9 protein-coding genes are annotated in these 14,538 nt (G+C 32.3%); 4 read left to right on the forward strand and 5 right to left on the reverse strand.

Annotated elements, in window-relative coordinates:
* Positions 1-19: 19 nt before the first annotated feature.
* The 3 genes from mgtE (at position 20) to OM967_RS01685 (ending at position 6,741) form a co-directional block, all read left to right on the forward strand.
* Positions 20-1,390 (forward strand): magnesium transporter, encoded by a 1,371-nt coding sequence (mgtE, locus tag OM967_RS01675; protein WP_211908162.1) that lies wholly within the window; start codon positions 20-22, stop codon positions 1,388-1,390.
* A gap of 489 nt (positions 1,391-1,879) precedes the next feature.
* Positions 1,880-5,104, forward strand: a complete 3,225-nt coding sequence (locus OM967_RS01680) for an ankyrin repeat domain-containing protein (RefSeq protein ID WP_264337467.1) — start codon at positions 1,880-1,882, stop codon at positions 5,102-5,104.
* Between the two features lie 425 nt (positions 5,105-5,529).
* Complete coding sequence (locus OM967_RS01685) at positions 5,530-6,741, forward strand: ankyrin repeat domain-containing protein (RefSeq protein WP_264337469.1); 1,212 nt, start codon at positions 5,530-5,532, stop codon at positions 6,739-6,741.
* A gap of 464 nt (positions 6,742-7,205) precedes the next feature.
* Here the strand turns inward: OM967_RS01685 and OM967_RS01690 are convergent, their stop codons facing one another.
* Positions 7,206-8,273, reverse strand: coding sequence for an IS110 family RNA-guided transposase (locus OM967_RS01690; RefSeq protein WP_264337368.1), 1,068 nt, complete (start codon positions 8,271-8,273; stop codon positions 7,206-7,208).
* A gap of 33 nt (positions 8,274-8,306) precedes the next feature.
* Here OM967_RS01690 and OM967_RS01695 point away from each other — a divergent pair, with 33 nt between their 5' ends.
* Entirely contained in the window at positions 8,307-8,864 is a 558-nt protein-coding gene (locus OM967_RS01695) for a latrotoxin-related protein (RefSeq protein WP_264337471.1), read from the forward strand.
* A 501-nt stretch (positions 8,865-9,365) separates the two neighbouring features.
* On the opposite strand, the gene ubiA is transcribed toward OM967_RS01695, so the two are convergent.
* From ubiA to nusA, 4 genes are read right to left on the reverse strand one after another with little or no spacing between them, the layout of a single operon-like run.
* Positions 9,366-10,253, reverse strand: coding sequence for a 4-hydroxybenzoate octaprenyltransferase (gene ubiA, locus OM967_RS01700; protein ID WP_264337473.1), 888 nt, complete (start codon positions 10,251-10,253; stop codon positions 9,366-9,368).
* A 3-nt stretch (positions 10,254-10,256) separates the two neighbouring features.
* Complete coding sequence (locus tag OM967_RS01705) at positions 10,257-10,607, reverse strand: ribosome-binding factor A (protein ID WP_006015187.1); 351 nt, start codon at positions 10,605-10,607, stop codon at positions 10,257-10,259.
* A gap of 9 nt (positions 10,608-10,616) precedes the next feature.
* On the reverse strand, positions 10,617-12,938 hold the full coding sequence (gene infB / locus OM967_RS01710) for a translation initiation factor IF-2 (RefSeq protein WP_264337474.1): 2,322 nt from the start codon (positions 12,936-12,938) through the stop codon (positions 10,617-10,619).
* 7 nt (positions 12,939-12,945) lie between these two features.
* Positions 12,946-14,499 carry a transcription termination factor NusA gene (gene nusA / locus OM967_RS01715; RefSeq protein ID WP_264337476.1) on the reverse strand — a complete coding sequence of 518 codons (1,554 nt, stop codon included), beginning with the start codon at positions 14,497-14,499 and terminating at the stop codon, positions 12,946-12,948.
* Between the last annotated feature and the right edge of the window lie 39 nt (positions 14,500-14,538).

The following is a 14,538-nucleotide window of genomic DNA, read 5'->3' on the forward strand; positions in this document are numbered from 1 at the left end:
AAAAAAATAAGGTAAAGTAATGAATATTAAAACAAGTTCTCATTATGGTTTAGACAAAAAGGCTATTGATGATTTAATAGAGTCTCTCGATAATCAAGAATTAGAGAATGTTCGTAATATTGTAAAAACGATAGATAGCGTTCAGTTAGCTTATTTTTTATCTACTTCGATCAGTGATCACAGGGAGAAATTAGTTAATATCCTCGATCAACATTTGTTAAGTGATGCCTTAGTACATGTAGTACCAGATTTACAAGTAGAGATCATAGAAATATTGGGAATAGAAAATACAGCAAAGTTACTAATGCTTCTTGATATAGAAGACATAGTAGCTATAGTGAAAGATTTAGATAGAAAGTCTATAGAAAATATACTTAACTACTTACCCAATGCAACTCAAAAATTAGTAGAGGAATTGTTATCATACCCAGAAGAAAGTGCAGGAAGGTTGATACATAAAAATATGGTTATAGCTCCATATTATTGGACGATAAATCAGCTAATGGAATTCTTGCGCAACTATAAAAAAATACCAGAAACATTTTATCAAATTTTCATCATTAACTCAAAATTAGAACCCATAGGCATTTTCAACTTAAATAAGGTAATATCTCACTCAGGAGAAACAATAATAAAAGAGATAATGAGTCAAGATATAAAAATAATTAAAACTGGAATGGACCAAGAAGAAGTAGCAAGAATATTTAAAGATTACGCTCTATTATCAGCTCCAGTAGTAAATAAGAATGGTAAAATTATAGGTGTAATCCTTATTGAAGATGTAATCAAAATTGTTCAACAAGAAGCAGAAGAGGATGTGCTTAAAATAAGCGGTGTATCTTCTAAATCTGATATAAATGCCCCTATACATAAAACTATAATTAAAAGACTACCTTGGTTACTGTTTAACCTCTTAGCTGCAACAATATGTTCTATAGTAGTTGGCTTTTTCGATAACGTAATACAAAATTTTATAGTACTGCCAATAATTATGCCAATCATTGCATCGATGAGCGGAAATGCAGGATCCCAAACAGTAACACTAACTATCCGGGCAATCGCAACAAAATATCTAACTGAGCAAAATGCAAAAAGAATACTGATGAAAGAATTTTTAATAGGTCTTATAAACGGGGTGATCTTATCTACTATTTCATTAGTAGTGTTAGCAATAAGGTTTCACAATGTCAAAGTGGAGATGATTTTTGTGGTCTCCATGATTATGATGTCAATTATTGCAACGTTCATCGGAACTTTCATTCCTATAATGCTTCATCGTTTAAGATCCGATCCTGCTGTTTCGTCTTCAATCTTAACATCAGCAACAACTGATATTCTCTCAGCTCTTATATTTTTTGGTCTAGCCACGATCTTTTTATTAAATAGCTGAATCTTGCTATATAAAAAAATTGCTTTACAAGCTTTACCGTCCACGTTATCATTACTCATAGATGCATTGAAGAAAAAAAATAACAGTCGATAAAGAAATAAAAGTACATGAAACTGAGCTGCTTTAGTTTTAAAATAAAAACTAAAATAAAATGCTAAAGTATGCAAAAAAATTCTTGCTTTGCTAGGTCTCTTTAGCTACAATCCAGTCTAACGTAATGAACAAATGGGGTGTGAGTTAGATGCATTGTATTATGTATATCACTCAGAAAGCAATTCTGAATTTTTTAAGAATATATCTATTTTAGTCAGAAGTCAAAAGAAAAGCACACTGTTACTCAGCAATTAAAGTTACTTAGGATTACCGTAAGGTTTCTACAGCAGTTTGGTTTGGTACAGCTGCATAAGAATCAAATGTTGAAATCAATCTTCAGAAAAGAGGTTTACGACAAAACAATCAAAATATGAATATTAAAATATAGGCGGCTTTATGTTAGGTAAAGAAAATATAGGAGAACAAGTAGCAGATAATCAAATGGATTATGTAGATGCTGGATCAGCAATAGTTGATTATGAAAATATATTATCTAGTGAAGAACTTCAGTGTGGACGAAGTCAAGAGAGCCCTAGAATAACAAGATCTTCATCTATAGGCAGCAGTAGTACATCGACTGATGATGAAGAAATGTTTAGCTGTATAAGCATTACAAGTGATGAAATAGTGAAAAAAGCAACTTTTTTTGTTAAGACTTTTGTTAAAGAATTCGAGGAAAAACTATCTGAATGTTCTAAAGAAGCAAAACCAGGTTCAAAAGTACGTAAAACAGGTAAAGTAGTAGCTAAGGTTGTATCAACTGTGGGTAATTATATTCCACCAAGTATGGAGAAAGTAGGTACTTCTCAAGTTATGGAGTGTGTGAGTTTTATTTCTACAAACCAACATAGGAAAAAAGCAAAAATATTTTCTACAATAGTTGCGCCTTCAGAAGGTAACTTAAGAAAGATTTTAATAGAAGCTGGCTTGGAAATTTTTCAAAGTTTTGAGAAACAATTCACTAAAATTGTGGATACTAATCAGTTGTCTTGTAATAGGGGGATTGAGAAGTTAGCAATGGATACTGTATCCAGAGTAATAAATTACACTACATCTTGCAACGAGAAAGGAGAATTTCCCAATCTTCACATAACTAAAGGTGTTATTTTAGGTAAATCAAAAAGAAAGTACCCGTTTACTACACGTACTGGACATCAAGTAAAAGATAAACAAAGTGGTGAAATGTTGATGACTTCAGAGTTATATGAAAAGGTGGGAATAGAGAAAGCAGAGGGTGAGATTATTAAGTATTATCAATTGAAGGAGCATGACTTTGCTGAAAAATACGGCTATCGGCTTCCCTTTAAGTGGGAATTAGAAAGTTGGGAAGAGTTAGAACAAAAATATGTACTTAGTGAAACATCTAAAAAAAGAGAGTATGTGCGTATTTTAGATGAGGAAAAAAAGAAAGGATTGGCTAGTAGTATATTAAAAGAGATCAATGAAAACGATTCAGCAAAAAAAAAGGATATACAAGAACTGCGTGAAGAAATCAGAAATTTACGAATACTTCATGAAAAAGAAGGTAAAAATACATTTTCCTTTAATTTGGGCTATTTACCAAAATTCTTTATAAAAAGAGAAGTGATGTTAGACGAATTAAAAAAGAAGTTAGATAGTAAAAATCAAGAAGTAGAACTGTCACGAATGGTCTTGATTAATGGAGAATATGGAACAGGAAAAAGTGAATTAGCTAGAAGCTACGCATATAGTAAGGAGAGTAATATTTGGACAAAAGTTATATGGATAAATGCTAAAACATATGACACTCTTTTCAATTCATTTCGTAATTTAGCTAAAGAATTAGAAATTCCTACAGAAAATGATAATGATATGGATTTTAATGTTGTTCGAGATAGAGAAATAGAATCTATTGTCCAGGATGTGTACCAGTATTTTCGAGACGTAAAAAGTCTTTTCATCTTTGATAACACCAGTAAGTATAAGGAGATCGAAAAATTTTTACCATCCTATTTTCCTAATTTGTTTTTTCATGGAGAAAAGCCTTACGTTTTAATTACTTCTCGTAGCAAGAATTGGGAAAAAGAAATAGAAAAGACACAGTTGAATGATGGATTTTCTCTAGGAGAAGCTATAACATTTATTGAAAGAACCTTAGAAGTAAAAGATAGGTTACAGGATTACTATCTAGTAGAGTTAGCACAAACATTGGGCTATCTTCCATTAGCTTTGACACAAGCAACAGCATATATTAAACAAGAAAAGATTAATGTTAGTGAATATCTAAAACTCTATAATGAAGAAATGAAAAAACCGAATCCTGATTGTCTCGAGGCGCTAGGTCTCACCAAAGAATTATTTATAACTTTGACGCTTAACCTTAATAAAATAAGAAGAGAAAAAAATGTTGGGCAGCAATCGCATGATATTGTATCATATATGGCTTACTTGGATCCCAATCAAATTGATATAGAAGAAATTTTCCTCCAGAAGAAATCAGAAAAAGGTAAGCAACAAGTTTTGGATGCTCTTAATCTACTCAATAAGTTTTTAGTGATTGAGCTGGAGGAGTCAATAGCAAGAGTTCATAAAGGGATACAAAAAACAGTAAGAGTAGAGAAAGAACGAACAGGAATAGAAGAAGAAACTTTAAGAGAAATGATGACATCATTTTGCATTATAAATCCGAATAACATTATATCTGTTTGGAGTCATGCAAGTAAATATGACAGATTAGTTAATGAATTTATTGATTCTATTTATGATAGAAGTACTATCTTACATTTACTAGCCAAAGATGGTAATGAAGAAGTTATTAAGCTGATATTAGAGAAAATAGAACCTAATAAATTAAGCAAAATTATTAATGCTATTGATGAAAGGAATTTTACTTCTTTAGATTATGCTATCATACATGGTCACTTAGGTACTGTTCAGCATCTTGTAAGGAAAGGGGGTGATGTAAATCTAAATAACACAAAAGGTATGAATCCTTTGCACTTTGCTGCCGTATATGGTCACTTAGATATTGCTAAATACCTTGTAGCGCAAGGGGCTATAATAAAATCATTAAACAAAGATAGTATGTGTCCTTTGCACTTTGCTGCTATATATGGTCACTTAGATATTATTAAATACCTTGTAGAGGAAGGAGCTAGTATAAATATAAAGGATAAAAATAACATGCGTCCTTTGCACTTTGCTGTTATATATGGTAGATTGGATATTGTGAAATATCTTGTAGAGAAAAGAGCTAATATAAATCTACGTAGCAAAGAAGGTGAGAGTCCTTTGCACTTTGCTGTGATGCATGGTCAGTTAGATATTGTTGAATACCTTATAGAGAAAGGAGCTAGTATAGATAGACAAGATGAAAAAAATATGAGTCCTTTGGACTATGTTATTGTATATTCTAACTCAGAAGAAATTATTTATTATCTTGAAGATATGCACTTAGCTCCAGACTTAAAAACACAATCACATAAAAGAAACCTAGAGACATTTGATGAACATACACTAACTAAAAAAAGAAAATTAAAAAATATAAGTGAAGCATTGCAATTTGAAGATAAAAGCACGGTTAACTTAACTCATAGGTCACCTATATCTTCATTTAATAGCGTCTCTGTACAACCTGCAAACAGGGACTTAAGACTATAATTTTACAGTAAGCTATTTAATTTTATGAGGGGAATTTCAAAAAAACAGAGAAATAAAGTAATAAATTGATATAAATTCGCGTAGAACAAGTGGTAGACCATACGATCTCAAAATAAAATCTTCTTACAATAGCTGGTTTTGGTTGCGGAAGTGATTGTGTTGTCTAAGTTATTAGTAATATATACTATTAAGTCAGTATTAATTCGTTAAGAACTTTCATTAAAGATTATCAAAAAAACTTCTAAATAGGGATTGACAAGTTTTAGAGATGGAGTATTCTATGAAAAGTATATTGAGCTATTAATTTTTTATGTATAATAAATATGATCGTGAAAATATTTTTCTTTATATTATGAGGTAGCTGTTTTATTCAGAAAAAGATTTTTTTCTTACTTTGAAATTTAGTGGTTTTTATGGAAGGTTAAATGATTAATGAATTATTTGCTGCTGTACGTAGTGGAGATGCTAATCAAGTTGCGGATCTTATCAATAAAGGGGATGATGTTAATGCCAGGGACAATAGAGGCAATACTCCTCTACATTTAGCTGTTCTTGCAGATAAATTACAGGTAGTAGAAAAGCTTATAGAGGGAGGGGCTGATGTTAATGCTAAGAATAATCATGGCGCTACTCCTCTGCACTGGGCTGCTCTTAATCAGAATGTCAATATATTAGAAAAGCTTATAGAGAAAGGGGCTAATGTTAATGAGAAGAATAAATATGACAATGTCCCTCTGCACTATGCTGCAGGTTATGGTAGCTTAAGTGTAATAGAAAAGCTTATAGAGGGAGGGGCTGATGTTAATGCTAAGAACAATAATGGCGATACTCTTTTGCACTTGGCTACTAAAAATAGTCATTTAGATGTATTAGAAAAGCTCATAAAGGAAGGAGCTAATGTTAATGAAAGAAACAAATATGGTAATATCCCTTTACACTGGGCTGCAAGTTATGGTAGGTTAAGTATAGTAGAAGAGCTTATAGAGGGAGGGGCTGATGTTAATGCTAAGAACAATAATGGCAATACTCCTTTGCATTGGGCTGTTAAAAGCAGTCATTTAGAAGTAGCTAAATTTCTTATAAGTAATCATGCTGACGTTAACGCTAAAAATAAAGATGGTTGGACATCTTTGCACTTTGCAGCTGCTTATGGCAATTTAAATATAGTTAAGCTCATTCTTGATAAAAGTGATTATGTTGATGCTAGAGGAGCTTTAGCCGTGGCAAATACGCTTAATGAAGAAGACAGCTTAGAAATACGAAACCTTCTAGAAGGAAGAATAAGAAGAAATGAAGAAATCACCCAACATCTTAACTTACAAGAAGAAAGCAGCTTCCTATCAACACGTGTCCATAATCGCCGTAGTATTGTAAAAGAAGATGAAAATTCATTGCAAAATGATAAGATAGGTCCTAATAAAATAGGAGTTACAAGCGGAACAAGTAAGCCATCTTCATTTATCAATATTTTTGCTTACACTACGGTAGATACTATGAAAGGTATTTTTCAGTTTGTTTCTTCTCCTTTTAAGGCAGCTATAAGTATGGAACCTTCTAAAGCTATTACAGTTCAAGGTATTGATAACAACGGTTCTCTAATTGCATACAAGTCAATAATAATTTTTTTTGTATCATGAAAAATATTTTCTGATGTAAAATTCAGCTCTAATACAACCTTTTATTTACTATCATGTTGTTTTGTTCAATCAAAGAGTGCCTTATCGGCAACTAAAAACTAGTACTAAATTTCTAATTAACCCCTTTTAAATTAGTGTAGCCAATGAATATGTGGATAAATACGCCTACACACATTTAAAGTATTTATCCACATATTCATTAAGCTTATAAAAACTAAGGTATCATTTTTTCCCCCATAGCCTTAATGATTTTATATAAGTTAAAATAGCACGCTTCCATGGTTCTCTCCGCGGTCTGATATGGCTAGTTTATATTTTAGCCAAGCCGCACTATACTTGTTAGGCGGAAGTGGACGGCAACATGTAAACTACGAAGTCTATGCTTCAACCGGAGCTCTTGCTTATCCCTTCCATCGGCATTGCTATCTTTACTTTACATAAAATTATCTACTTTTTTGCATTTATTAGTAACAAAATTCTGTTTTGTTAACCAACATTTTATGCATGATTACAGACAACTTACGTGCTACAGCAACAATTGCTTTTTTCATACCCTTCTTTTTTGCAATCCTTAATCCCCAACTCCTCAATTTAAATGTCCTTTTACATTTTACTAGTAAGACTTGTGCAGCTTCGTACAGCATATTCCTACATTCTACTGGTCCCATTTTTGATATACTTCCATGCCTATCAATCTCTCCAGAAGCGTATTGTCTTGGGCTCAACCCCATATAGGCTCCAACTGTATAAGATGTTTCAAACCTATACGGATCATCTATTGCAGCTTTATATGTCATTGCTACTATAATACCAACTCCTGGTACAGTAGTTAATAATTTACAATCCTCGTCTTTTTTGCCTTGCTCTGAAAGTATTTTATCAAGCTTTCCTATTGATTCTTCTATTGTTTCTAAGCTATGTACTAATGCTTCAATTGAATTCTTGCTAATTTCATCTAGCTCATTAATTATTTCCTGCACTTTTAAAGCGAAACTTGCAGATCTGGAACGCTGATCAACTTTTATCCCGTGTATTTTCAATAACCCTCTTATTGTTCCCTCAATTTTCTTTCTGCTACATATTAATTGTCTTCTGCTCCCAAGCACCACTTTAATCTGGCAAGCTTCGTCTGATTTTACTAATACCTCTTTAAATAGCCCAGCTCTCATCATCTGTGCTATACCTCTTGCATCATTTTTATCATTCTTATTGATTCTTGCAGATAATGCTGCTGCCATATGCCTTGCATCCACACAAGTTACTGGTAATCCAAAATTTCTCAGCTCTTTGCACATTGATATTGATAGTTGTCCACTTTCTATTCCTATGGATTCGTATCCTTTGCTTTGGTCAAGCAGGTACTTAGCTATTGCGTCACTTTTGCTTGCAACAACTTCTTCTTTAACAATTTTTCCTTTCTCATCAACGATACTAATAAAAGTTTCTTTGAGTGAGACATCTAATCCGCTATAATACTTCATGAGACTGCTCCTACTGTAAAAGTTTAAATTATCTTTGAAGAACCAATTCATTGAATTTGTTACTTCGTGCTAAAATAATGGAGTATGTCTCTCCACCATTCAATAGCAATTACAGTATGTATACTTCTTTTATTAGATGTATTTATAAGGAAAATCACAGGTCAGAAGTATATTTCCACAGTAGTTCAGTCTATATCACAATTAGAAGCACAGGGCTATGCATTAAATATTATAGAGGAATTTGAGAAAGTAGTAGAGCAAGCTGCATTAAAAAGTGGGATATCAATACATCGGTTAAATATTGATTGTGTAGAAATGCAGAAAGAGGTTACTGCAAAAATCACGGGTGGTAAGTTTAATGAGATTTCAGGATTTTTAAACTCATATGTAGAGCAAGCATGCCACGATAGAGAAACAGGTAAGTTAAGTCCAAAGAAGTTTAACAAATTTATGATTGTATTTAATAAGGAACTAGATTTAATAGTAAATCAATCAATGCAACAGATATTACACAATAGAGATAGTACATTAGAAGTTGAAGAACAGCAAATAAACTTAGAGCCTCAAAGTTATTTAAGTAATACTTCTGTTCAAGGTCATTTAATTCAGGATAGAGGTTTAATCAATCAAGGTAAGGCTTAATTCCTTAGCTTTTTGATTTCATCTAGTAAAAGGTTGGTAATTTGATCTTATAACATCAATGGGCACACCAGCCTTTATTTTGTATGCATTCAAGCAATGTGTGACTACTTATGCAACCTAAAAAAATAATCATACACTGTCTTCCATGGAGGAAAATCTTTTGCTCTACTGGCAAATACCTTTCATTATGTATTGTATAACATTAATAATTGTTCCTATTTTGTGCTTTCTTGGCCACACCTTGTGCAACTCTTGGCTCAAGAAATTTCCATTCTTTGTCACTTACATCACCTGGATATATTTTTTACTGATCCTATCATATTATCTTCCTGATTTTCTTTCAAGATATGTTCTAAAAAGTAGAATCCGTTCAGCAGGGTGACAAAATAAGATAGAAAAGACAGCCATAGAAATAAATGGTGTCATCCCAATATGATGCTTTCTCTGTCATCCCAGTACTTGACACTGGAATGACACCATTTTTGCTTTGATATTTACACATTAGCCATGCATCTGAACGGATACAAAAGTAGAATTTACAATTCTATCTAAAAGGATACCGAAAAAGAGCAGGAGTCCTATCTGGGAATTATTTTTAAATATGGACATGCATTGATTAGAATCGTCTGGATTGAAATTTTTGTGTTGGTGGTGAAATATGAATCCTATGGCAAGTAAAGCAATATAAAAGATGTTATTTAATGATGATAGTATACCAGCGTACAACCATGCCATTAAGGATATTAAATAAAATCTTTTCAACCAAGATTTTGTTGTATTGCCAAAATATAATGCAGTAGATTTCATTCCTAATTTCTCATCATCTTTTTTATCTTGATGAGCGTATATAGTATCATAACTAAGCGTCCAAAAGACGCATCCTATATAAAATAGCAAGGATTCTATGCTAATCTGGTCTGTTATTGCTGCTGAACCCATGAGTGATCCCATGTTGAAAGTAAACCCTAAAAATAATTGTGGCCACCAAACGTAACGCTTTAGCAAGGGATAGATAACTATCATGCACATTGAAATTATTCCAAGTATAAGAGTAGTTTTATTGGTTAATAATAAGATTACCAGGGCAATAGACAGTAACAGTGAAAGTAAAGCCAAAGCCTGCTTTATGTTTAATGCACCACTTGCAAGTGGTCTGTATTTTGTTCGTTCAACGTGTGCATCTATTTCTCTATCGAAGATATCATTGATTATGCATCCTGCGGGTCTCATTAAAAATGCACCTATAGTAAACAAAACAAGGAGAAAAAGAGCTTGATACGATAGAGAAGTTGAGGCTAAAAGAATGCCGCTTAAGCTAGAAAATAGCACAAGCCATAAACCTGTTAAACTGTGTATTCTCATTAATGAGAAATAATGGTTGAAATACATTAATTAAGTGTGATTATGTAATATTTTGCTTACATTGACAAAATTATCGAATGCTAAATCAGGCTTAAAAACTAACTCAGGTATAAATCGCAAATCAACATAACATAATATAGATTTACGTATTGACCATGCAGATTGGTTCATTTCATTAACAACAGTGCTGATATCATCATTATCATTTTGGATGTTTAATGAAGATAACACAATATATACATCTGCTTTCTTCAAATCTTTGCTTAGCTTTACATCAGATACTACTACTTTTTCATTAAGAACATTACCTTCCATTAAGACTTTTGATATTGCCCTATGTAATACCGATGCTACTTTTAGGTTTCTAATTTCCTTTTTCATATTCAACTACTATAACGTCCTTTCTTCTTGCACTAATTGATAAGCTTCCAAAATATCTCCAACTTTAATATCGATATTACCCTCTAGCGATATTCCGCATTCAAAGTTTACACCTACTTCTTTAACGTCATCTTTAAATCTACGTAGTGCTTTTAACTTTCCTTCATGCACCAATTTGCTGCCACGTACTACCTTAATTAAAGAATCTTTTTTTATAACTCCATCAGTGACATAACATCCGATTATATTACCGGCTTTGGATGCATTAAATATTTGCCTTACAGATGCAGAACCAACACGAACCTCTCGTGTAACAGGCTTTAACATTTTAGTTAGATACATCCTCATGTCTTCAATAAGCTCATATATTATATTGTAAGTATGTATTTCTATACCTTTTTGTTTTGCTAATTCTCTTATTTTTGAATCCACTTTTACATTAAAAGCTAAAATTACTGCGCTTGATGCTTCTGCAAGCAGCACATCTGAATCTGTTACTCCTCCTACTGCTTTGTGTAGAATATTTAATTTCACTTGGTCTTTACCAAGCTTATCAATTGAGCTTGATATTGCTTCAATAGAACCAGTGACATCGCACTTTAAAACTACAGATAGTTCTTCTGTTTCACTATCATTACGACTGAATATATCTAAATTATTGTCGTCTAAATCTTCTTTCTTTTTCTTGATTAATTCTAACCTGTATTCAACAATTTCACGAGCCTGCCTTTCAGAGTTTACAACAACAAATTTATCTCCAGCATTTGGTACACCATTTAAACCAGTAACTTCAACTGGAGTAGAAGGTAGTGCCGCTTTTTCTCTTTGACCAAGGTGATTAATCATACTGCGTACTTTGCTGTATGTTGTACCAACTATCAATATGTCACCAATCTTTAATGTTCCTTCTTCAACTATTAATGTAGCTGATATTCCTTTAGCTTTATCTATTTTCGACTCTATCACCCATCCAAGTGCTCGACAATCCTCTATTCCTTCTAGCGTCATTAATTCAGCAATTAATAAAATTGCCTCTTCTAGTTTATCTAAGTTGATTTTGTTTTTTGCTGATACTGGCACAATTATAACATCACCACCAAGTTCTTCGGGGATGAGGTCATACTGAGGCAAACTATTAATTATTCTTTCTACATCGCCAGGTTGTGATTTATCAATTTTATTAATGGCAACTATAATAGAGACATTTGCTGCTTTTGCATGATTTATTGCTTCAACTGTTTGTTTCATGATTCCATCATCAGCTGCAACTACTATCACAACTATATTAGTAATATTGGCACCACGTGCACGCATTGCAGTAAACGCCTCATGCCCTGGTGTATCAATGAAAGTAATTTTTTGCTTATTTTTTGTCGTTAATTGATAAGCACCTATATGTTGAGTGATTCCACCTGACTCTCTTTCTGCAACATTAGATTCACGAAATGCATCGAGCAATGATGTTTTACCATGATCCACATGTCCCATAAAAGTAACGATAGGTGGTTTTGGTCTTTTAGGTAAGTTTTCTCTGTTGCTTATGAAGAGTAAATTCTTTTCTTTATCAGCATCACTTACTCGTTTAGCAGTATGACTAAATTTTTTTGCTATTTCGCATGCTATATCTGGATCTACTAGATCATCTACTCTATAGCTCTCCCCAACTTCTTCTTTGAGCATTTTTAGCACACTCTTGCTCTCTTCTGCCATACGAATAGATAACTCTCTGATAGTTATTTTGTCTGGTATAATAACTTCTCTTGATATATTTTTACCCTTAGTAAACTTTGATTGTTTACTTCTTATACCAAATTTTTGCTTAAATACAGGGAGGTGTTCATTTCTTTCATCTATTGCCTGTGTAATTACTAGCTTAGAATGCTTAGAGTATATATCTTTGCTAGCTTTAAAAGACTTTTTATCATTGTTCTCATATTCAATACTATCTTCTTTTTGTTCAACTGAGTTAGTATTACTTAAAACTTCCTTATTTATTTCTTTAGGTACAGAGTGTGATTCATTTTTATCTTCAGCTTCTTGATTGCTTTCTTCTTTTTTTATTTTCTCTTCTTGTTCTCTCTGATTCCTTTCTTTCAGCAAAGTAGCATTCTGTACAGCATTAATGCGGGAAATTTGTTCTTTTTCAGTTAAAGAGCCTAATTTACTCTCGTCAAATAAACTATATTCTTCTGCAGAATGAATTTTTCTTCTTTTTTTTACTATTGTAGTACCAGTACTTTGACTATCTAAAGAGTTTAAATTAATGTCTAATTTAAGCTTGCTTAAGCCTTGTAGGGTTAATTTTTTATTACTGATATCTTCATTATTCATATTGTTTTTATATTAATCCAAGCTTTTTACGTGCTTCTATGATTATTAAATCTGCTGTATCTTTTAGATTTTCTTTATTATTAGTTGAGGAAGAGATTATGCTACGAAACTCATAATTTGATAAATCTGCTATGTCCTCTAAAGTTTTAATATTATGTTTACTAAGAGCAATTTTATTATCTATTGATAAGGCTAAGTTGATTACATCGTCTTCCATACCTAAATTTTTTAGCTCTTCTATTTTTCTATCATTCTCTGCTTTCAGGTAATTATTTGCTCTATTATGAAGTTCATTTGCAATATCTTCATTGAAGCCCTCTATTGAAGCAAGTTCCTTAATTGAAGTGTTAGATATATCTTCTACACTGGAAAAACCTTCTGTTACCAATAATTGGCCCATAATCTCTTCTAAGTTTAAAGCTTCAGCAAATAAAACTGAACATTGACTAAATTCTTTATTTCTTCTTTCTGATTCTTGCTGAGTGCTTAATATCTCAATTTTCCATCCAACAAGCTCTGAAGCTAATCTTACATTCTGACCCTTTTTTCCTATAGCTAAACTCAATTGATCTTCAGCAACTATTAACTCTATACAATTTTCATTTTCGTCAATAATGACCTTTGATACTTCTGCAGGAGTAATGGCTTTAATAACAAATTGACCCAAATCTGATGAGTAATGTATGACGTCGATTTTTTCACCGTTTAATTCGTGTATAATAGTTTTTATTCTATCTCCTTTAACTCCAACGCAAGCACCTACTGGATCGATATTCTTATCAGATGAAAAAACAGCAACTTTAGATCTTGAACCAGCGTCTCTAGCTATACCTTTAATTGTTATCAATCCGTCAGCAACTTCTGGTACTTCTTGATTCAACAATGCCTCTAAAAAGCCTTCATGAGTCCTAGAAAGAATGATTTGACGTCCATCGTCAGAGCGCTTAACAGCTTGTATGTAAGCTTTAACCTTATCGCCTTCACGAAATGACTCACCACCAATTAAGTTTCGTAAAGGGAGGTATGCTCCAATTCCGTTTATGTCTATAATAAGATCTGAATATTCTACTTGTTTAACGATGCCATACCTCATTTCTCCTACCTTATCTTTAAATTCCTCATATTGCTTTTTTAACTCTTCATTTTTGATTATTTCAGAAATCTTTTGCTGGGCAATTCTTGCTGAAACAAGATCAGTGTTAAGAGAAATCAACTCACTAATAGTATCTCCAACTTTTGCATCTTCTTTTATTAACTTAGCTTGTGTCAACTTAATTAAGTCACACTCATTTTCATTTGATTCATCATTAATGACTTTTAGTTGTCTATATGAGGTAACTTTGCCTGTGTTTCTATCTATATTAACTACAATTTTACTTTTGCTACCATACTTTTGTTGAGCTACTGCTTCGATAGCACTTTTAAGTGCATTTATTATAATATTAAAATCCAAACCTTTTTGAAGTGAGAGCTCCCCCGCTGTTTTTATTACATCAAGGCTTCCAACTATGTTATTCTTGTTGCTTTTCTGCTTAACACTGCTTTTACGATTAGCAATCATATAAATAAATCCAATTTAATTAGTTATAATTATAGCTTC

The organism is Wolbachia endosymbiont (group B) of Dolichovespula media, assembly GCF_947179505.1.
Taxonomy (GTDB): domain Bacteria; phylum Pseudomonadota; class Alphaproteobacteria; order Rickettsiales; family Anaplasmataceae; genus Wolbachia.